The organism is Streptomyces sp. NPDC048275 (assembly GCF_040652275.1).
Taxonomy (GTDB): Bacteria; Actinomycetota; Actinomycetes; order Streptomycetales; family Streptomycetaceae; genus Streptomyces.
On the sequence record NZ_JBEZLR010000022.1, the window covers coordinates 72,832 to 90,647 of the forward strand.

The 17,816-nt window shown below is 68.9% G+C and carries 16 protein-coding genes and 5 pseudogenes; 14 read left to right on the forward strand and 7 right to left on the reverse strand.

Annotated elements, in window-relative coordinates; translation table 11 throughout:
* Positions 1–158: 158 nt before the first annotated feature.
* The 3 genes and pseudogenes from AB0D57_RS16020 to AB0D57_RS16030 all read left to right on the forward strand — a co-directional run.
* Positions 159–248: pseudogene (locus tag AB0D57_RS16020) on the forward strand (hypothetical protein); the annotation flags it as partial.
* Positions 249–554: 306 nt separating this feature from the next.
* The gene (locus AB0D57_RS16025; RefSeq protein ID WP_362072178.1) at positions 555–1,619 is read left to right on the forward strand and encodes a YihY/virulence factor BrkB family protein; all 1,065 of its coding nucleotides are present in this window, start codon (positions 555–557) and stop codon (positions 1,617–1,619) included.
* A gap of 483 nt (positions 1,620–2,102) precedes the next feature.
* Positions 2,103–2,369, forward strand: coding sequence for a DUF4235 domain-containing protein (locus AB0D57_RS16030; protein WP_362072115.1), 267 nt, complete (start codon positions 2,103–2,105; stop codon positions 2,367–2,369).
* Between the two features lie 182 nt (positions 2,370–2,551).
* Here the strand turns inward: AB0D57_RS16030 and AB0D57_RS16035 are convergent, their stop codons facing one another.
* Entirely contained in the window at positions 2,552–3,778 is a 1,227-nt protein-coding gene (locus tag AB0D57_RS16035; RefSeq protein WP_362072117.1) for a peptide ligase PGM1-related protein, read from the reverse strand.
* 178 nt (positions 3,779–3,956) lie between these two features.
* Between AB0D57_RS16035 and AB0D57_RS16040 the strand changes: the two genes are divergently transcribed.
* The gene (locus AB0D57_RS16040) at positions 3,957–5,513 is read left to right on the forward strand and encodes a CYTH and CHAD domain-containing protein (RefSeq protein ID WP_362072119.1); all 1,557 of its coding nucleotides are present in this window, start codon (positions 3,957–3,959) and stop codon (positions 5,511–5,513) included.
* Positions 5,514–5,975: 462 nt separating this feature from the next.
* Here AB0D57_RS16040 and AB0D57_RS16045 read toward each other — a convergent pair.
* Positions 5,976–6,065 (reverse strand): annotated as a pseudogene (locus AB0D57_RS16045) (NADPH-dependent oxidoreductase); the annotation flags it as partial.
* A 515-nt stretch (positions 6,066–6,580) separates the two neighbouring features.
* On the opposite strand from AB0D57_RS16045, the pseudogene AB0D57_RS16050 reads away from it, so the two are divergent.
* The 5 genes and pseudogenes from AB0D57_RS16050 to AB0D57_RS16070 all read left to right on the forward strand — a co-directional run.
* Positions 6,581–6,694, forward strand: a pseudogene (locus AB0D57_RS16050) (polysulfide reductase); the annotation flags it as partial.
* Between the two features lie 5 nt (positions 6,695–6,699).
* On the forward strand, positions 6,700–7,047 hold the full coding sequence (locus tag AB0D57_RS16055; RefSeq protein ID WP_362072121.1) for a hypothetical protein: 348 nt from the start codon (positions 6,700–6,702) through the stop codon (positions 7,045–7,047).
* A 67-nt stretch (positions 7,048–7,114) separates the two neighbouring features.
* Positions 7,115–8,080, forward strand: a complete 966-nt coding sequence (locus tag AB0D57_RS16060; protein ID WP_362072123.1) for an LLM class F420-dependent oxidoreductase — start codon at positions 7,115–7,117, stop codon at positions 8,078–8,080.
* A gap of 19 nt (positions 8,081–8,099) precedes the next feature.
* Positions 8,100–8,771, forward strand: coding sequence for an HAD family hydrolase (locus AB0D57_RS16065; RefSeq protein ID WP_362072125.1), 672 nt, complete (start codon positions 8,100–8,102; stop codon positions 8,769–8,771).
* A gap of 491 nt (positions 8,772–9,262) precedes the next feature.
* On the forward strand, positions 9,263–9,730 hold the full coding sequence (locus AB0D57_RS16070; RefSeq protein WP_362072180.1) for a GNAT family N-acetyltransferase: 468 nt from the start codon (positions 9,263–9,265) through the stop codon (positions 9,728–9,730).
* On the opposite strand, the pseudogene AB0D57_RS16075 reads toward AB0D57_RS16070, so the two are convergent.
* Positions 9,731–9,982: pseudogene (locus AB0D57_RS16075) on the reverse strand (IS630 family transposase); the annotation flags it as partial.
* A gap of 637 nt (positions 9,983–10,619) precedes the next feature.
* Between AB0D57_RS16075 and AB0D57_RS16080 the strand changes: the two are divergent.
* The gene (locus AB0D57_RS16080; protein WP_362072127.1) at positions 10,620–11,036 is read left to right on the forward strand and encodes a CBS domain-containing protein; all 417 of its coding nucleotides are present in this window, start codon (positions 10,620–10,622) and stop codon (positions 11,034–11,036) included.
* Positions 11,037–11,110: 74 nt separating this feature from the next.
* The gene (locus AB0D57_RS16085; RefSeq protein ID WP_362072129.1) at positions 11,111–11,437 is read left to right on the forward strand and encodes a plasmid stabilization protein; all 327 of its coding nucleotides are present in this window, start codon (positions 11,111–11,113) and stop codon (positions 11,435–11,437) included.
* 232 nt (positions 11,438–11,669) lie between these two features.
* Here AB0D57_RS16085 and AB0D57_RS16090 read toward each other — a convergent pair whose 3' ends face one another.
* Positions 11,670–12,209, reverse strand: coding sequence for a hypothetical protein (locus tag AB0D57_RS16090; RefSeq protein WP_362072131.1), 540 nt, complete (start codon positions 12,207–12,209; stop codon positions 11,670–11,672).
* 237 nt (positions 12,210–12,446) lie between these two features.
* Here AB0D57_RS16090 and AB0D57_RS16095 point away from each other — a divergent pair, with 237 nt between their 5' ends.
* Positions 12,447–13,010, forward strand: coding sequence for a hemerythrin domain-containing protein (locus tag AB0D57_RS16095; protein ID WP_362072133.1), 564 nt, complete (start codon positions 12,447–12,449; stop codon positions 13,008–13,010).
* Positions 13,011–13,403: 393 nt separating this feature from the next.
* Here AB0D57_RS16095 and ligD read toward each other — a convergent pair whose 3' ends face one another.
* From ligD to AB0D57_RS16110, 3 genes and pseudogenes are all read right to left on the reverse strand, one after another.
* Positions 13,404–14,426, reverse strand: a complete 1,023-nt coding sequence (gene ligD / locus AB0D57_RS16100) for a non-homologous end-joining DNA ligase (protein WP_362072135.1) — start codon at positions 14,424–14,426, stop codon at positions 13,404–13,406.
* Between the two features lie 118 nt (positions 14,427–14,544).
* Positions 14,545–14,727: pseudogene (locus AB0D57_RS16105) on the reverse strand (uracil-DNA glycosylase); the annotation flags it as partial.
* A 63-nt stretch (positions 14,728–14,790) separates the two neighbouring features.
* The gene (locus AB0D57_RS16110) at positions 14,791–15,114 is read right to left on the reverse strand and encodes a DUF6479 family protein (protein WP_362072182.1); all 324 of its coding nucleotides are present in this window, start codon (positions 15,112–15,114) and stop codon (positions 14,791–14,793) included.
* Between the two features lie 473 nt (positions 15,115–15,587).
* Between AB0D57_RS16110 and AB0D57_RS16115 the strand changes: the two genes are divergently transcribed.
* Positions 15,588–16,460, forward strand: a complete 873-nt coding sequence (locus tag AB0D57_RS16115) for an SDR family oxidoreductase (RefSeq protein ID WP_362072137.1) — start codon at positions 15,588–15,590, stop codon at positions 16,458–16,460.
* A 65-nt stretch (positions 16,461–16,525) separates the two neighbouring features.
* A complete protein-coding gene (locus AB0D57_RS16120; RefSeq protein ID WP_362072139.1) occupies positions 16,526–17,554 on the forward strand; it encodes an SDR family oxidoreductase in 1,029 nt (342 codons plus the stop codon).
* Positions 17,555–17,816 lie beyond the last annotated feature (262 nt).

Consider the following 17,816-nt stretch of genomic DNA (forward strand, 5'->3'; position numbering starts at 1 on the left):
CTCTAGGGAGTCTGCCGCGATCAGCCCTGGGGAGAAACTGGGGAGTTTTCGACTGGCTTGCCGATCTCCCTGCCTCCCGAACGTCCCGTCAATGACGGTGCGCCCTTACTCCCGGCTTCCGGCATGAAGTGAGCATAGTAAGACAGCCGGCGAGGACCATGCCCGAGACCGTCGCCATCATCGGAGCCAGCGCCGGCATCGGCCGCGCCACCGCCCGCCTCTACGGCGAGCGCGGCGCCAACCTTGTGCTGATCGCTCGCGGTCGGGCCGGTCCGGAGGGCGCCGCGAAGGAGGTGGAATCCCTCGGCGGCCGCCCGTCCAAGTCGCCGCTACCGCCGACGCGCACCAGGTCGAGACGGCCACCGAGGCCGCCGAGCAGTCCTTCGACCCCATCGACGTCCGGATCAACTCCGCGTTCACCAGTGCCTTCGCCCCCTTCGACGAGATCACCTCCGAGGAGTGCGACAGAGCCGTCCCGCGACCGCACAGAGAAGAAAAGTCCGATATGCCACACATCCGCGCATGGGCAGCGCCTGGCCGGATACCCGTGCGGAATGGTACGGACATTGATGCGGCATGGACGGCACAGCGGGCGCCTCGCGGCCGACCGGGAGAGCGAGACCGTACAGGCTCCGGCCGCCGCCGGGCCGGATGAGCAGGTGGAGCGGCGGGCGCCGGAGAGTCCGACCGACCTGCCCAGACGCTCCTGGGGGGCGGTGCTGAAAGGCACCCTGAAGGAGTTCAAGAAGGACGAACTGGCCGACCGGGCAGCGGCCCTGACCTACTACGGGATCCTGGCGCTGTTCCCCGCGCTGCTCACGCTCGTGTCGCTGCTGGGCATCGTCGGACAGTCGGCGACGCAGCAGGTACTGGACAACATCCAAAAGCTCGCTCCGGGCCCCGCGCAGGACATCCTGCGCAACGCGGTGCAGCAGATGCAGGGCAACGCCGGGCTGGGCTCGGTCATGGCGATTGTGGGCCTGATGCTCGCGGTGTGGACGGCGTCCGGTTATGTCGCCGCGTTCATCCGCAGCGCCAACGCGGTCTACGACATCCCCGAGGGCCGTCCGGTGTGGAAGGTGCTGCCGGTGCGGGTCGGGGTGACCGTGGTGCTGATGGTGATGGCCGTGATCAGCGCGCTGATCGTCGTGTTCACCGGCGGTCTCGCACGGCAGGCAGGCACCGCGCTCGGGGTCGGCGACGCGGGGCTGACGGCATGGTCGATCGCGAAGTGGCCGGTGCTGGTGGTCCTGGTCACCGTCATGATCGCGATCCTGTACTGGGCGACCCCGAACGCGAAGGTCCGCGGCTTCCGCTGGATCACTCCCGGCAGCCTCCTCGCGCTGCTGATCTGGATGATCGCCTCCGCCGGGTTCGCGCTCTACGTAGCCAACTTCGCCTCGTACAACAAGATCTACGGAACCGTCGCCGGGGTGATCGTCTTCCTGGTGTGGCTGTGGATCACCAACCTGGCGATCCTGCTCGGCCTGGAGTTCGACGCGGAGCTGGCACGCCAGCGCGCCATCGCCGGCGGCCTTCCTGCCGAGGATGAGCCTTACGTCCAGCCGCGCGACACCCGGAAGTGGGACGAGCAGGACCGCCGCCGCCTCGGGTCCTGAGTGGAGGAGCACGTGCGCGTGGCGGGTGCGCTGGGCGAGGGGGATCGTCGGCCGGCCAGGCGGGCGATCGCGTGGGGGCGACCTGGCTGCGGCCAGGCGGCCTCGCGCTGGAGGAGTCGGCCGAGCGCACCAAGCTGTGGTGGGCGGCGGCTGGGACGATGGCCGCTGTCGATGGCCGGCTCGGCCTGAGGGCTGCTGCCGCCGGCGTGGCCGCGAGGGCAGCGGCCGAGGTGCTGACCAACGGGGTCGCCAAGCAGCTGTATGAGCGGCGTCGCCCGCCGCGGGAGTGGGTGCCGCCGGAAGACGTCCGGGAACGCCCGGACAGCTCCTGCTTTCCCTCCGGGCGCACCGCACCACACCACGATCCTTCGGCGACGATTGCTCTGACGACCGGTGAGGCGAGGCGTCGGGGGTACTCGGGTAACCGATCAGCACGACAACGCTGATCGCACTGCCGGTCGTACGTCGTGTCGGGAGGCGGCGATGAAAGCCTCGAAGATCGTCTACAAGCCTGTGGGGCTGGTTCTGGGCACCGTGAGCGGCGTGCTGGCCGGCAAAGTGTTCAAGCAGGTCTGGAAGAAGCTCGGGCACGAAGAGGACGCCCCCGACGCCACCGACGAGCAGCGCGACTGGCGCGAGACCCTGTCGGCGGCTGTCCTGCAGGGCGCGATCTTCGCCGGAGTCAAGGCCGCGGTCGACCGAGGCGGCGCCGTAGTAGCCCGCCGCCTGACCGGCACCTGGCCCGGGTGACCATTCGGCCGGCCTCACCCCAGCTCTGCGGACGCCGACGGGCAGCCCGCTCTCCCCGAGGAAGGGCCCGTGAGCGCTCATCTGGCTCTCGCCATGGTCGCGGCGGCCGTCAGCGCTTGGCCGGTGGCCGTGCACCCCGGCCGATCGGGCTCGCTCGCCGGCTACCGCGCGCAGGTACCTGGTCAGGTCGATTCGAATTCCATGGCTCGGGACAGCCGGGCATCCCACTCAGCTACGCCGTCGGCGTCGGCAGAGATCACCGCGTAGCGCCAGGAACGGCCATCCGACGGCGCATCCGCGTAGAGGACGACGCCTTCACCGCGCGCCGGGTCGAAGGCGAGGCGCTGTTCCCGTAGCCGGGCGAGGGCTTCTTCGAAGGAGAAGGGCCGTCGTGTATACCCCGTGGACACCGACCATGCCGGCCGGGCGACCGCCGTCCCCGCCGTCAGCCGGGTGACCATCGCGTGGGGCGTCGTGGTCGCGGTACGGCGGATGTTGCTCTCGTCGGCATACACCGAGCCGTCCGTACTCACCAGCGCGTCCACTCCGAACGGCCCCGCGTAGCCGTGGCCGGCCAAGTGGCGGCCCAGATGGAGTCCCCACTGCTCCAACTCCCCGGCCACGTGCGCGCAGGAAGGCGGCAGCGGCGAAACATATCCCGTGAAGGAGCCCCGAGCTGTGCGCATCGCACCGCTGAACAGGACTCGCGTCCCGCAGGTGGTGGTCTCCAGCTGGATGCTGACCGACGCGGCCACGTCCACGTACTCCTCCACCACCCACGTCCCCGCGGGACCACCGATCACATCCAGCTCCAAGGCTGCCCCGCCTTCCAGGTCGCCGCGCGCGATGAAGCGCATCCCGTGACCTCCGGCAGAGCGGTCGGGCTTGATCACCACTCGCTCGTACTGCCCCAGAAACTCGCGTACGACCCCGTCCACCTCAGGGCGTCGGCACACCCGCCCCGCCGGCAAACGCATCGCCAGGCGCTCGGCCACCTCGCGAAACCCGGCCTTCGTGTTCAGCAGCCTGGTCATCTTCAGCGCGGCTGCGGCGTCGTCAACCGTGGGGTAGGGATGGACCGTGAGGCCGAGATCCCGCGCGAAGCCGACCGCCGACACATCCAGCGCTGTCGGCAGCAGGACGGCACCCGGTTCGTCGGCAAGAGCCTGTAGTCGGTCGGTGAGCCCAGCCTGGCGCACCGCCTGCGCCAGGGGGACGGCACCGACCGGCGGCACCGCGATCACCGTCACGCTCTCGCTGGGCACCCCCGTCAGACCGGTCACATATTCCAGGAACTGCCTTCCCAGAGGTACGGGACTCACCAGCACGTCTCCGGGCCGCAGAAGCCACGCCTTGCGCGGCGCCTGCTGTGCCCACTGCGCCAGCACCTCGCCCTCGTCGAAATCCACTGCCAGGTCCGAAAGGAAGTTTGCAAAAATAATCAAAATACTTCCCTTGTTCACCGCTTTTCCGCTCCGCCGTCGCCGTCTACGGCGCTGCCGAGACGCTTTCCCTGGCCCGAGAGGGTCTGCTGCATATGTTGCCTCACAAGTGTTTGAGCAGCGCTGAGGCGTGCACGCGGCCGGTATGACCCATTCGAAGCGAGAGACAGAGCGAAAGTACGAAGCCCCGTCGGCCCAAGACACCTCATGGCTGCCGGAACTCACCAGCGTGGCCGGCATTGCATCGGTCGTGGGAAAGGGCCTCGACGAACTGGACGCCGTGTACTACGACACAGACGACCTGCGCCTGGCCGGCACGTCGGCAACGCTCCGGCGAAGGACCGGCGGGGCTGACGCGGGCTGGCAACTCAAACTGCCCACGTCCGGGGACAGCCGGGAGGAGGTGCAGGCCCCGTTGTCCGACACGGTTCCGGACACCCTGCGTGACTTGGCCCTTTCCCGCACCCGAGGGGGAGAGCTGAGGCCAGTTGTCCGTATCTGGTCCACCCGCAGCACACGGCACCTCGTCGATTCCGAAGGCGGGGTCCTCGCCGAGCTGAGCCTCGACGCGGTCCGCGCCGAGTCCCTGCTCGCCACGACCACACGGGCCTCATCGACCACACGGGCCTCATGGACCGAGATGGAGGTCGAGCTCGCCGAGGACGCCGATCCCTTGCTGCTCGACCTCGTGGACAAGGCCCTGCGCAAGAACGGCATCGACCGTGCGGACAGTCCGTCCAAGCTGAGCCGGGCCCTGGAGGAAACAGGAACGGGAGCGCCGCACCTGCCGGACACGCGTGCCGAGTCCGTCGTACCCGGCTCGGCCGCCGAAGAGGTCCTCAGGTACGTGGACGGGCAGGTCCACGCCCTGGTTGACCTCGATCCCGCGGTACGTCGCGGCCTGCCGGACTCGGTGCACAGGATGCGCGTCGCCTGCCGTCGACTGCGCAGCACCCTGCGTTCCTACCGAGCGGTGCTGGAGCGTGAGGTCACCGATCCGATCCGCGAGGAGCTCAAGTGGCTGGGCGGCGAGCTGGGCGCCGAACGCGACCAGGAGGTCCTCATGGAACGGCTCGGCGCGCACGTCGGGGCCTCGCCCCGAGAGCTGGTCCTTGGGCCCGTCGAAGCCCGGTTGCAGGTGTGGAACGTCTCCCGCACCTCCGAGGCGCGGCAGCGCACCCTCGACGCCCTGCTCTCACCCCGTTACCTGGCCCTTCTGAATTCTTTGGCCACGCTCACGCTGCAGCCCCCGCTGCGTCGTAAAGCCGCTCGCAAGCCGGAGAAAGTGATGGTCAAGGCAACCCTCAAGGAGTACGACCAGCTGGCCGGCCGGGTAGCACACGCGCTGGAGCTCTCCCCGGGGACGGAACGCGACGCGGCCCTCCATCAGGCCCGCAAGGCGGCGAAGAAGACGCGGTATGCCACCGAACCGGCGCGCGCCTCGCTCGGCAAACCCGCCAAGCGGCTCGGCAAGCGCGTCAAGGCCGTGCAGAAGGTGCTCGGGGACCATCAGGACAGCGTCGTGGCGCGGGACGCCCTCCGGCACCTGGCCCTGGCGGCGCACGCGGCAGGAGAGCCCGGTTTCACCTGGGGCCTGTTGTACGGCCAGGAGCAAGCCGTGGCCGAAGGGCGCGAACGGGAACTGCCGACTGCGTGGGCCGATGCATCGAAGCCCGGGCTGCGCAAGGCGCTCGTTCACTGAGAGGTCGTTCTGGCGGGCCGTGAGTGATCGGCGTCGAGAGCCCCGTGCCGCCGGCCGCTGCCGTTCACCGGGCGGTCGGTGGAGAGGAGCACGCCCGGCTTGCCGAGGACGCCACTCGCCCTGGACAGCGTTGATGAGACCCCGTCGGCCCTCGGCCGCCTCGGCGAAGGCATCGAGCGCGACAGGGCTACGTCCGGATGCGCGGGCTGTGGCTGCGAGCGATGCTTGCCGAATGACCGAGCGTTCCGTGATCGTTTGCCCACCCGTCCAGGGGGAGGGGCGCCAAGTGCGCGTGGACGGGGAGCCCATGGGGGCGGCCTGCAGTCTGCGTGACTTGTCCGAGATCATGCGGCGGGCGGGCTGGGCTGGTATGGATGAGATCGATGTGGCGGACTCGCCGGTCATCGAGTGGCACGGCGGCGGGCCTGAGGTGTGGTGACGGCACGTTTGAGTCTCCAGCGCCATGGCTTCGCCGACCCGGTAGGTGACGGCGTTCGGGGTGGGGAAGAACCCGACGTCGTGGAGGCCCTGGGAGAGGTCGGCGCTGACCTCTTGGTCCGCGGGTTCACCAAGATCACCGTGAATGAGCTCGGCCGGGAGAAACACCGTGTCAACGGCTTACCCCCCGGCGTCAGCGGGACCCCGCTGGCCTACGACCCCGCCACCGGCGAGCTGATCGTCAGCGTCAACCACCAGCCGATCCCGCGTCGGGCCGAACGAGATCAGCAGCCTCATACTGTTCCGCGTCGAACGACGCGGGACACTCGACCGGCGCCGCGTTCTTCGCCGACGGCGGCTGCCTACTCGCTCCCGCCCCCGCCGCGCAGCCCTGACCGCAGTCGACGTCCGGGGCATCCCATGCCCGACGAACCGCCCGCCTGACGCTCCGCGCGCCGCGGGAGCCCCGACGGGTGACGCTGGGAGGGATGCCCGCGACTGTCGACAGGAGTCCGGCCGCCCGAGAGGACACGTCATGGGTGTACGCACCTGGGTCAGCGACTGGCCCGTCTGCCTACAGCTGACCGGAGCCGACCGCCGGCGCGTGGCCGGGGCGGCCGTATCCGGGTGGGCTCGCACTGCTGGCGGGTTCGGTCTGCACCCGCTTCGGGGTCCTCACGGCGGGCATCGCCTCCGCGGAGGACCCGAAGTACACCGTCGTACCTCAGCCGAAAGGAGTGTGACCCCCATGGTCACTGTGTCTCTCACCGGAGCGTCCAAGCAGGACGCTGCCACCGTCTTCGACGTCCTGCGGACGGCGTTCCCCATCGATCGGCCCGCCGACGTCGTGCCCCATGAGCAGCCGGGGGACCGCCCTGCCGTGTGGACCGCGGAGTTCGAGCCGACGCAGAAGCGCGTACCCATTGGGCCCACCCCGCTGGAGGGTTCGCTCAGCGCCACGCTGCAGGGCGGCTACGTCGCCGTGGACCAACTCTGCGAAGCCCTGAGAGCAGCCTTCGCCGTAGACGAGCGGGGCACGGCGTCGGGAGACCAGGAGAAGGAGGTCGACCTGCAGCTCCAGGGGAAGCGGTACTGACACGGAGACCGCGTTTCGCGGCGCCCTGCGCGCCTGCGCGGCCCCCGACCACGAGGAGAAGAGCGACATGGTGCAGATCGGGTACACGATGATGACCGAGCAGGCCGGCCCGCGGGAGCTGGTCGGCCATGTGTGCGGCGCCGAGCGCGCCGGCTTCGACTTCTCCGTCACATCCGATCACTACTTCCCCTGGCTGGAATCCCAGGGACACGCCCCATACGCATGGAGCGTACTCGGCGCCGCCGCGCAGGCCACCGGACGCATTCCCCTGATGACGTACGTGACGTGTCCGACGACCCGCTACCACCCGGCGGTGGTTGCCCAGAAGGCCGCCACCATGCAACTCCTCTCCCAGGGACGCTTCCGCCTGGGACTCGGCTCCGGGGAGAACCTCAACGAGCATGTGGTGGGAGGCGGATGGCCCGCCGCGCACGTCCGGCTGGAGATGCTGGAGGAGGCGGTGGAGATCATCCGCTCGCTCTTCACGGGAGACAACGTCAACCACCATGGTGTCCACTTCGACGTCCAGAACGCCAGACTATGGGATCTGCCCGACACGCCCCCGCCGATCGGTGTCGCCGTCTCCGGTGACCGCTCGTGCGAACTCGCCGGTCATCTCGCCGACCTTGTGATCGCCACTGAACCCGAGCAGGCACTGATCTCCGCGTTCGATCGGCACGGCGGCGCGGGCAAGCCCAAGGTCGGCCAACTGCCGATCTGTTACGACACCGACCGCGACGCGGCGATCGCCCGCGCCCACGACCAGTTCCGCTGGTTCGGCGGCAGCTGGCCGGTCAACTCCGAACTGCCCGGACCCGCCGGATTCGCCGGTGCCACCCAGTTCGTACGGCCCGAGGACGTGGCCCGGTCCATTCCCTGCGGCGACGACGTGGACGCCGTCATCGAGGCCGTATCCACCTACGTCGATGCGGGGTTCACCGAGGTCGCACTCGTCCAGATCGGCGGCGACCACCAGGAACCGTACCTGGAGTGGGCCCAGCAGAAGCTGCTTCCCGCCCTGCGCGAACTGTGAAGGGCCGAGGACACCTGAGATGACCACGGAACGTGCTGCGATCTTCGATGTCGACGGAACACTTGTCGACACCAATCACCTGCATGTCGTCACCTGGTGGGAGGCCTTCCGGCAGGCCGGCCACCACATCCCCATGCATGAGATCCACCGGGCCGTGGGCCTCAGCGGCGGCGACCTGATCGACCACCTGCTCGGCGACGACCGAGACCCTGACGACGACGAGCAGCTCACCGCGGCCCACCACGCCCTCTACGCGACGTACTTCGAGCGACTGCCGTCACTGGACTCGGCGGGCGACCTGCTGCGCGCTCTGGCCGCGCGAGGCTGGGCGATCGTACTGGCCACCTCGGCGAGCGGCGCGGAACTCGCCGCGCTACGAAGTGCCATCGACGCGGACGACGTCATCCTCGGATCAGCCTGCGCGGACGACGTCGCCGACGGCAAACCCGCCCCCGACCCCGTCGAACAGGCCAGGGAACTCGCCGGCGTACCGAGCGAACGGGCCGTGTTCGTCGGCGACACCGTCTGGGACATGAAAGCCGCCGTACGAGACGGCGTAGCCCCCGTAGCGGTGCTGTCCGGCGGGATCCCGCGTGCAGACCTGGAGGCAGTCGGCGCTTGCGCGGTGTACCGAGACCCCGCGGACCTCCTGGCACGCCTGGATACCAGCGTCTTTGCCGACCGGGAGTGACCGGAGCTCCATAGGGGCAGCGTGCAGGTGCGCTTCGCTGCTTGATGCTTGCCCGTGCCTGCCGAACCTGGCGGCGGACGGGCGGTCGGGCAGAGATGATGGGCGTGCCGTACGGCGACTTCAATGCCCTGCGGCTGGGCGAGGACGCACCCGAACGCCAACAGGACAACGGGCGAAGCAGGGACCTGAAACGGGAGCGGAGGAAGCCGGGCAGGTCTTCGAGCCCCTTGCTGTCGATGGCGTAGTTCAGGGTGCGCGTGATGGAGCGCAGGTTGTCCAGTGCTCCGACCGGGAAGGTTCACCGGGGCGCAGGTAGGGACGAGTGGATGGGGTCGAATCTGGTCGGGGCCTGCATCGGCCACTGCGAAAACAGTTGGACACGTCCCGGACTCTCCACGACGATTCACGCCGTGACAGACAAAGCCGAGCGCCGGACCCCGGCCTCCACGAGCCCGAAGTCCGTACGATTTGTTGAGTTATCGAGCACGGCCATGATCGCCTTGCTGAAGGACGACCTGGCTCAAGCCAGTGCCGAAGCAGGTGTCGCTCTCACCGAGTACTTCGTCACCGACAGGGCAAAGTGGGTGTGGCAGTATCGGGTCAATCAGCTGACCTCGGACCCGGGTTGCGCGGGGTGGCTCACGCAGATCGTGGTAGCCGAGCCGGAAGGTGCCGTCGTGGGGTATGCCGGGTTCCATGGGCCGCCGGATGAGGCGGGCATGGTGGAGCTCGGTTATTCGGTGGTCCCCGTCTACCGTCGCCAGGGTTACGCCAGGGCGATGCTGACCGCATTGGTGGATCGGGCCGTTGCCGAAGCCCGAGTCAGGACCGCGCGGGTGACGATCAGTCCTGACAACACCGCATCTCTGGCCACGACTTCCGGGTTCGGCTTCGTGCGGGTCGGAGAGCAATGGGACGAAAACGATGGCCTCGAACTCATATTTGAAGTTCCTGTCTGATCAAGCTGCTGTTGGAAGCGGCCGGCCTCCCCAGCGGATGCCTTTCTCGCTGCGGATGCGGGCGCGTTCCTTGCGCTGGGCAGCGAGCACTTTGACGCTACCTGCGTCGGCGTGGCGCCGGCGCAGGTAGCGGTGCAGGGCCTGGGTCTGCGCGGGATGGCTGTAGTGGTGGGAGTCGGCCAGGGTGAACTGCCGCAGCAGGCCGAAGTCCGCCTCGATGCGGTTGGCCCAGGAGGCGGAGGTCGGGGTGAACCCGGTCCGGGAAGCAGTCCAGCACCTGCTCGATGCGGTGGAGCTTGGCGCCGCGCTCAGGGTCGGGCGACTCCTCACCTCCCACCTAACCGCCAACCCGCGAACCTATGCGGTCACAGCACCGACCTCGCCGTTTCACCAGGCCGTCGGTTTCGAAGCGACGGACCCGGGCGCGTGGCGCCTCGTGCCCCGCGAGCGGCCGCTGTCGCGCGGCTACCTCGCGGGCATCGCCGCCGCAATCGGTACCTGTGTGAAAGCTTCGGAGATGGTCTCGGCGGCGCCGGACAGCACCCCCTTGGACTTGCCGCGCGCCGGACTCGGTGACCGGTCGACACCTGGTCCGGGCGGTAGGGGCCGTATGCCCAGACCGGGTTGATCGGGGCGAGGCCGCCGAGCAGCGTCAGGACGCCGAAAACCGGGTCGTGCGTACCCCCACCAGCGCCCTCCGGCCGCGCCAGGCGACATCACTGCGCGTCCGAATGGGCAGCCGCCGACCGACCGCGTCCATTCTTCAGAGGGTTCGCCACCGCGGTTTATGCGATCCGCGGTGCGGGGACTCGTGGACCGTCCACTAGGCCCCCCTCGTTCCAGGTACAACACACCAGGGGCCCGCAAAGCCAGATGAGGAAGCGGAACAATGACGAAGGCTCGAGAGATCATGACACCCGGCGCAGAGTGCATCGGCGCGGACGCCAGTGTCCTTGAGGCGGCGCGGAAGATGACCGAGCTCGGGGTGGGAGCACTGCCCATCTGCGGCACCGACAACAAGCTCAAGGGCATGCTGACGGATCGCGACATCGTGGTGAAGGTCCTGGGAGCGGGCAAGGACCCGTCCGCCGCTTCGGCAGGCGAACTCGCCCAGGGCGAAGCGGTGACGATCGGAGCGGACGACGACGCGGAAGAGATCCTGCGCACGATGTCGGAACACAAGGTCCGCCGTCTCCCTGTCATCGACGGGCATGACCTGGTCGGCATAGTCGCCCAGGCCGATGTGGCCCGCGCCCTCCCCGACCCCAAGGTGGGTGACCTGCTCCAGGCCCTGTCCACCGACTGAGAGGCTCGAAAGCTCGGCTCGACCCTGCCGAACGAAGCCGCCGATCAGCCACTGCCCGAGGAAAGGACGACGCGATGCCCGCAGGATCGGACAAGAAGCGCGAACGGCAGTACGAGCACATCAAGGAAAGCGCCGAAGAGCGGGGCGAATCCCAGCGTCGAGCGAAGGAGATCGCGTCCCGCACGGTCAACAAGGAGCGTGCCCGTTCCGGCGAGGCGAAGAGCTCCAGCAAGACATCCACCCACGATCCGAAGTCCGCCTCCCAACGCGGTGGAGAACGCTCGCACGGGGGTGCTCAGGGGCCGACCAAGGACCAGCTCTACGAGGAAGCGAAGAAGCGCAACATCGACGGCCGATCCTCCATGAACAAGGAGCAGCTGCAAAGGGCGCTCGGCCGCTGATCACCCGCCGCCGGCCGTTCGCGCACCGTTGAAGTCCGCCGGTCCGCGGAGACCGCGGCGGCCCGTACGCCGTACGGGCGCCGGGCTCGGCCGCCCACCAGCCTGAGCTGAACAGGTCCGCTCTCCCCGAGGGCGCGCGGCTCGCCCTGTCGGGCGGCCCGTATTCGTGCGGCCGACCGCTCCATCGACGGCAGATCCTGACTGCCTCCTTCAACCAGCCCGGTGTCACGGATCAGGCGGTCAGCGCCCGTCCCGGCGCAAGAAGGTCGAGGAGGCCTTCCCGGTGCAGTTCGGCTATAGGCGCGAGGAGGTCCGGATGGCGCAGCAGGGCGGCTGCCTCCCGATCGCGGTCGCCGGGTGCGACCAAACGCCGGAAGTCGACCGGAACTCCGCTCGTACGGCTGCCTTCCGCGAGCGCGGCGACCGCCTTATCGGCCAGCTCGGAGTCGATAAGCAGGCACCCGGCCCAGCTCGCCACGACCTCGTCCACCCAGGTGCGCCATGCCTGGCCGCCCGCGGCGTCGGCTGCGGGCTTATACGCTCCCCCATCCGCGCCGGTGACCCAGTCAAGCCGCGCGGAGCCCCGGGGCCCGGCCATGACGACCAGCTCGGCGTCCATCGGCGTCGGATAGCGCAGCCATGCCGCGACGGTCACGGCCTGCCGGGCCTGCGCCTCGGAAAGAACGCGGTCCATTGCGCTCTCGCCCGACGGATAGGAACACGTCAGCCACTGAGCGGTCGCTGCGATGAGCGGGGAGAGATCTGCGAGCACTGGACCGTCCGAATTACTGGGGAGCGTGGAGACAGACGGTAAGACGGTAGTCCTTGGCTTCCGGCAGGGAAATGACGCAGACCACGGAAAAGAAGTGGCTTCGGCCACATCGCCGAGTCGCCGCGCCCGCACGTGCGGCAATGCGCCGGGGGCAGGCCCCGAGGAGTTTCACTGGCGTCCAGAAGAGCCTTTGCAAGACCGAAAAGGCCACGTCACCACACACAAAGGAGCAAGTGAATGGGACACGGCGGAGATGTCATCGCTGAATTGACCACTGACCACCAGGAAGTGGAGGAGCTGTTCACCCATCTCGAGGAATTGCCTCCCGGCGATCCGCAGCGAAAGCTGTACGCGGACCAGGCCACCATCGAATTGGTCCGGCACTCGGTCGCGGAGGAGGCCTATCTCTACCCGGCGGTCCGCACGCACGTTCCCGGCGGCGATGCACTCGCCGACCGGGAGCTGGAGGACCACGCCACGGCCGAGCGCACCATGAAGGACCTGGAACGGTGCCAGGCGGACGACCCCGAATTCGACCGGCTGATCGCCCAGCTGATGACGGAGATCAGGACGCATATCGCCGACGAGGAGGGCAACCTCTTCCCCCGGTTGCGTGACTCCTGTTCCGCTGAGGTTCTGAACGAGCTGGGCGACAAAGTCCGCCAGGCCAAGAAGACCGCACCCACACGTCCTCACCCGTCCGCTCCCGACAAGCCGCCCGCCAACAAACTCCTCGCCCCAGGCGTCGGAATGGTCGACCGCATGCGCGACGCACTCTCCGGCCGCGGCAAGGACAGCTGAAGCCGCACGGCGGTGCAGGACGGCGTGATCGAACGTTCGCGGAGGACGGAATGCCCGTTGCTCAAGCGCCGACCAGCATCAGCAGCAGCGAGGGCCGGGTTTCCGCGCCACCGACTGTCCCGGTCCTCGCTTCCCCGGCCCTGCGGGAGCGACCCCCGGTTCGCCCCCCGTGACCGCCCCGGCGTCCCGTGAGGCCCCACTCGCGCCCCGCTGGCCGGCACGCTCTCGGCGACCCGCGGCGGGCCGGCCAACCGGGCGGCCGTCGGGCGCGCGCCACCTGCCCGGAGGTGCCGCGCGACCGCGGATCGACACCGGTCGCCGTGTCCGGGTGCGTCGATGGCGGCACGCGAGTCGGTTCGGCCCGTGAGTCCGTTCACTCCGCCCTGAGTCCGTTCATTCCGCGGTGAGCGCGGAGGGACCTTCTCGGACGACGTCCCCCGCGGGCTTGTCGTCGCGCAGGCCGACGAAGCGTGGGTGGCGCAGCATGCCGTCTCGGGTCCACTCGGTGAATGCGATCTGCCCGACGAGAGCGGGCTCGACCCAGTGGGGACGCACTTCGCGAACGCGGTCGGCGAACGGGGGCTCGGAGGTGCTCAGTTCATCGAGACGGGCGCGCAGGCCGAGGAGGGTGCGGCGGTCGAAGCCGGTGCCGACCTTGCCCGCGTAGCGGAGGCGGTCGCCCTCGTAGTAGCCCAGCAGCAGCGCACCGAAACCGACCCGGCTGCCGCCCGGTTCGGTGAAGCCGCCGATGACGAACTCCTGGCCCAGCGAGCACTTGAGCTTCAGCCAGTCCGCGGAACGGCCCGGCCGGTAGCGGCTGTTCGCGCGTTTGGCGATCAGGCCTTCCCAGCCGCGAGCGCAGGCGTCGGCCAGCAGTTCCGCGCCGCCCTCGTTCCGGTGGGTCGTCATACGCAGCGGGGCGCGACAAGTCAGGGCACGGCGCAGCAGGGACTTTCGGGTGCGCAGCGGCAGCGACCTCGTGTCCGCGCCCTCCAGCCGCAGGAGATCGAAGACGTAGTACGTCACGGCGACACCGCTCGCTTCGATGTCCCGGCGCCTGCTCAGCCCCATACGCTGTTGGAGGCGGGCGAAATCCGTGCGGCCGTGCGAGAACGCCACGAGCTCGCCGTCGACGGTGAAGTCCTTGCGCAGCTGCGCGGCGAGCGCGTCGACGATCTCGGGATACGTGGCGTTCAGGCGTCTGCCGGTGCGGGAGAACAGCGTGACACCGTTCCCGTCGCGGACGGCGAGGACACGGATACCGTCCAGTTTCCGCTCGAAGATCCACTCGCCGGGGAAGTCCCGCTTGTCGCTGAGCGTGGCGAGCATGGGATCCGCGGCCAGCTCCCAGCCCGGCCGTGCCTCGCGCAGCAGTGCGGCCTCCTGCGCGGGCAGCGTGCCCAGCAGATCGGTCATCGCCCCTCAGCTCCTTGGCTTTCCGCGGCGACCTGGTGGAGCGTACGGCCACTGCGCACACGTGCTGCCGTGTCTCGGCTACGAACCGGTCCCCTCGATATCGGCGAGTAACACGTGTGGCTGCGCCTTTGCCGAAGACGGTCTGGGTGGCGTTCTCGTGGAGGGGGCAGCCGCGGCACTCCGCCGCCGCACGTCGGAGCGCGGGGAGGCCGCCCCGTTTCGGCAGGTAAGGGGTGGCATCGTACGCGTCGGCCCGGGAGTCCTGGTCGGCGTGGGCGTGGGCGTCGCCGGATCGGCTCATTTTCCCACCTGGTCACGTCCTGCCAGGGCCGCCGCTTCCGAAGAAGCCCCTGGGGGCGGGTGCCTATCGAGGAACGTCCTGGTTCTCGCTGCGTTTACTTCCCGAAGCGTGGAGGTTGTGCGGCCTCAGCCGCTCACTCTCGTCGGCGGCCTGTGGCACGTCGTCCGGCTCCCGCACCTCGCGGACTTCCCGGACCGGGCCGGAATCCGGCACCTTGGGCTGCTCGTCCGGCCTGGGCCGCCTCGGCTCCCGCCGCTGCACCTTCACACCCAACCGGACCGCCCATATCAACACGCCGACGATGACGAGACCTCCGACGAAGGCGACGATCGTCCCTATGGCCGCGTCCGGAATAGCCAGGTTATGAGCTGCGCTGTGTGTCGTCATCATGAGCGCCGAGTACCCGGCTCTCCAAAAAGCCAACCGGCCCGAATGCTCTGCGCGAATGGTGACTCTCCGAAAATCGATCTTCCGACTTCCGTCCGCTCCTTTGATCCGAACGTCGCTGCCGTTCCGCACGAACGCGTGGCAAGGGCGGATCTCGCGGGTCACGGCGACAGCGACGCCACCCAGAGCGCGGCTCCGGGCGGTCATCGGTGGCGTGGTCCTTGCTGATTCGAATTTCTCCCAACGCCGCAGTTCAGGCGGGTTCCGCTGACGCCACTTTTCCCACCTCCTGGGCCCGCGCCACGACGTACGGCCACGGAGCCGAACCGTTTCGCCCAAACCCCTCGTGGAACTCGTCAGCCATGTCGTACAACGCGGGTGAGTCGACCTACGCAAGGTCATCGTCCAAAACGCGCCGCGCGGCGCTCACCACCTCCTTCGACGCACCTACCTGACAAGGGAGGTACACCCCCATGCCTGAAGACCCCACGGACAAGCACCCCCGCCCTGACCTCCCGCAACAGGATCAGGAGCACCCTGGCTGGACCGGGCCCATGGATCCGCCCCCCGACCACGGCGAGGACTCGTACGAAGGCAGCCTCCTTCTCCTGGACCGCAAGGCGGTGGTGACCGGCGGCGACTCCGGCATCGGGCGGGCAGTGGCGCTCGCCTACGCCCGCGAAGGCGCAGACGTCCTCTTCACACACCTTCCGGAGGAGGCCGAGGAAGCTCACGAGACCACGCGGCTGGTCGACGACGCCGGACGCAAGGGGGTCGCGGTGCCGTGCGACATCCGTGAGGAGGAGCAGTGCCGCCGCTTGGTGGAACTCGCCGTCGCGGAGTTCGGCCGGATCGATATCCTGGTCAACAACGCCGCTTACCAGATGTCCCAGCCGGACGGGATCTCTGCCATTTCGACCGAGCAGTTCGACCGCGTCGTGCGCACGAACCTGTACGGCATGTTCTGGCTGTGCAAGCTGGCCCTGCCGCACATTCCCGCGGGCGGCTCCATCATCAACACCACGTCCGTACAGGCGTACAAGCCGAGTCCCCACCTGCTCGACTACGCGATGACAAAGGGCGCCATCGTGACGTTCACCCAGGGGCTCGCGCAGATGGTGGCCTCCGACGGCATCCGCGTCAACGCCGTGGCCCCCGGGCCCGTATGGACGCCGCTGATTCCGGCGACACTGCCGGACACCGCCGAGTTCGGCAAGAAGACGCCCCTCGGACGGCCTGCCCAGCCCGCCGAAATGGCCCCCGCCTATGTCTTCCTCGCCTCACCGCGGGCAAGTTTCATCACCGCGGAGATCGTCAACGCCACGGGCGGCACACCGCTGCCCTGAAGGGGAGCGTGGCGTGACGCGGACGTCGGGCGAAGGGCTCAGATCTTCTTTGAAAGGAGCCGAAAATGAGCAGCGAATCCGGCCCTAGGATCGTCATCACCGGCGCTACCGGCAATGTGGGAACCAGCCTGGTATGCCTACTCGCGGAAGACGCACACGTCGGCTCGATATTGGGCATGGCCCGCCGCGTCCCCGATTGGTCGCCTGCCAAGACAGAGTGGTCAGCTGTGGACTTGGCGTCCGACGAGACGGATTTGACCAGGGAGTTCGAAGGTGCCGATGCCGTCGTCCATCTGGCATGGGCATTCCAGCCCACGCATGATCCAGCCGCGACCTGGCGCACGAACGTGCTCTGCGGCATCCGGGTCTTCGAGGCGGTGGCCACGGCGAAGGTGCCGACGCTGGTGCACGCATCTTCGGTAGGCGCCTACTCACCGGGCCCCAAGGATCACGCAGTGGACGAGTCGTGGCCGACCCACGGCTGGCCGGATGCCGCGTACTGCCGTGAGAAGGCTTATCTGGAACGCGCGCTCGACTCGTTCGAGCACGAGCACCCCGGAACGCGGGTGGTGCGGATGCGGCCGGCTTTCCTCTTCAAGCGAGAGTCGGCGAGTGAGCAGCGGCGCATCTTCGGTGGGCGCTTCCTGCCGGGACCTCTGGCCCGGCCCGAGCTGCTGCCCTTCTTGCCCGACATCCCCGGGCTGCGGGTGCAGGTCCTGCACACCGACGACGCGGCCAGGGCGTACCGGCTCGCGGTGCACGGGGCCGCCCGGGGCGCGTTCAACCTGGCGAGCGAACCGCCCGTCGATGCGGAGATGCTGGGCGAGCTGTTGGGGGCCCGTCCGGTGCGGCTGCCGCGCACGGCCGCGCGTTCGGCGGTCGCCGCCGCGTGGGGGCTGCGTCTCCTGCCCGCCTCGCCCCACCTCTTCGACGCGGTACTGAGGCTGCCCCTCATGGACTGCTCGCGGGCCCTCACAGAGCTTCGCTGGCAGCCGGAGCGCACGGCCGGGCACGTACTGGAGGAATTCCTCCACGGTGTGCAGCAGGGAGCGGGAGCAAACACGGAACCACTCCAGGGGCACAAGGTGGGCTGACCACGCCCTGGTAAGGCCCGCGACGCTCCCATCCTCCCCGGTCCCGGACCTGATGGGGTGGGGCCGACCATGCGTACCCGGCCCTGGATGGCGGTGGCGTGCTGGTGAGCCCCGATGAGGGCGTTGATGCCCGTGGAGTCCGTGTAGGTCACCTGGCATGGCCTCGCCGGCCGCGGTGTCCTCCGTCGGGGGATGGCGGCCTGTGGACGACGCGAGCGTGGACCTCTCATCGCTCCCGGCCTGCGCGGTAGGCGCACGCTCT

Coding starts and splice junctions, on each gene's coding strand:
- AB0D57_RS16110 (WP_362072182.1), bottom strand. CDS start 15,114: ATGACGACACACAGCGCAGCTCATAACCTGGCTATTCCGGACGCGGCC.
- AB0D57_RS16060 (WP_362072123.1), top strand. CDS start 7,115: ATGGTGCAGATCGGGTACACGATGATGACCGAGCAGGCCGGCCCGCGG.
- AB0D57_RS16095 (WP_362072133.1), top strand. CDS start 12,447: ATGGGACACGGCGGAGATGTCATCGCTGAATTGACCACTGACCACCAG.
- AB0D57_RS16080 (WP_362072127.1), top strand. CDS start 10,620: ATGACGAAGGCTCGAGAGATCATGACACCCGGCGCAGAGTGCATCGGC.
- AB0D57_RS16085 (WP_362072129.1), top strand. CDS start 11,111: ATGCCCGCAGGATCGGACAAGAAGCGCGAACGGCAGTACGAGCACATC.
- AB0D57_RS16115 (WP_362072137.1), top strand. CDS start 15,588: ATGCCTGAAGACCCCACGGACAAGCACCCCCGCCCTGACCTCCCGCAA.
- AB0D57_RS16025 (WP_362072178.1), top strand. CDS start 555: ATGGTACGGACATTGATGCGGCATGGACGGCACAGCGGGCGCCTCGCG.
- AB0D57_RS16065 (WP_362072125.1), top strand. CDS start 8,100: ATGACCACGGAACGTGCTGCGATCTTCGATGTCGACGGAACACTTGTC.
- AB0D57_RS16030 (WP_362072115.1), top strand. CDS start 2,103: ATGAAAGCCTCGAAGATCGTCTACAAGCCTGTGGGGCTGGTTCTGGGC.
- AB0D57_RS16070 (WP_362072180.1), top strand. CDS start 9,263: ATGATCGCCTTGCTGAAGGACGACCTGGCTCAAGCCAGTGCCGAAGCA.
- AB0D57_RS16120 (WP_362072139.1), top strand. CDS start 16,526: ATGAGCAGCGAATCCGGCCCTAGGATCGTCATCACCGGCGCTACCGGC.
- AB0D57_RS16055 (WP_362072121.1), top strand. CDS start 6,700: ATGGTCACTGTGTCTCTCACCGGAGCGTCCAAGCAGGACGCTGCCACC.
- AB0D57_RS16040 (WP_362072119.1), top strand. CDS start 3,957: ATGACCCATTCGAAGCGAGAGACAGAGCGAAAGTACGAAGCCCCGTCG.
- ligD (WP_362072135.1), bottom strand. CDS start 14,426: ATGACCGATCTGCTGGGCACGCTGCCCGCGCAGGAGGCCGCACTGCTG.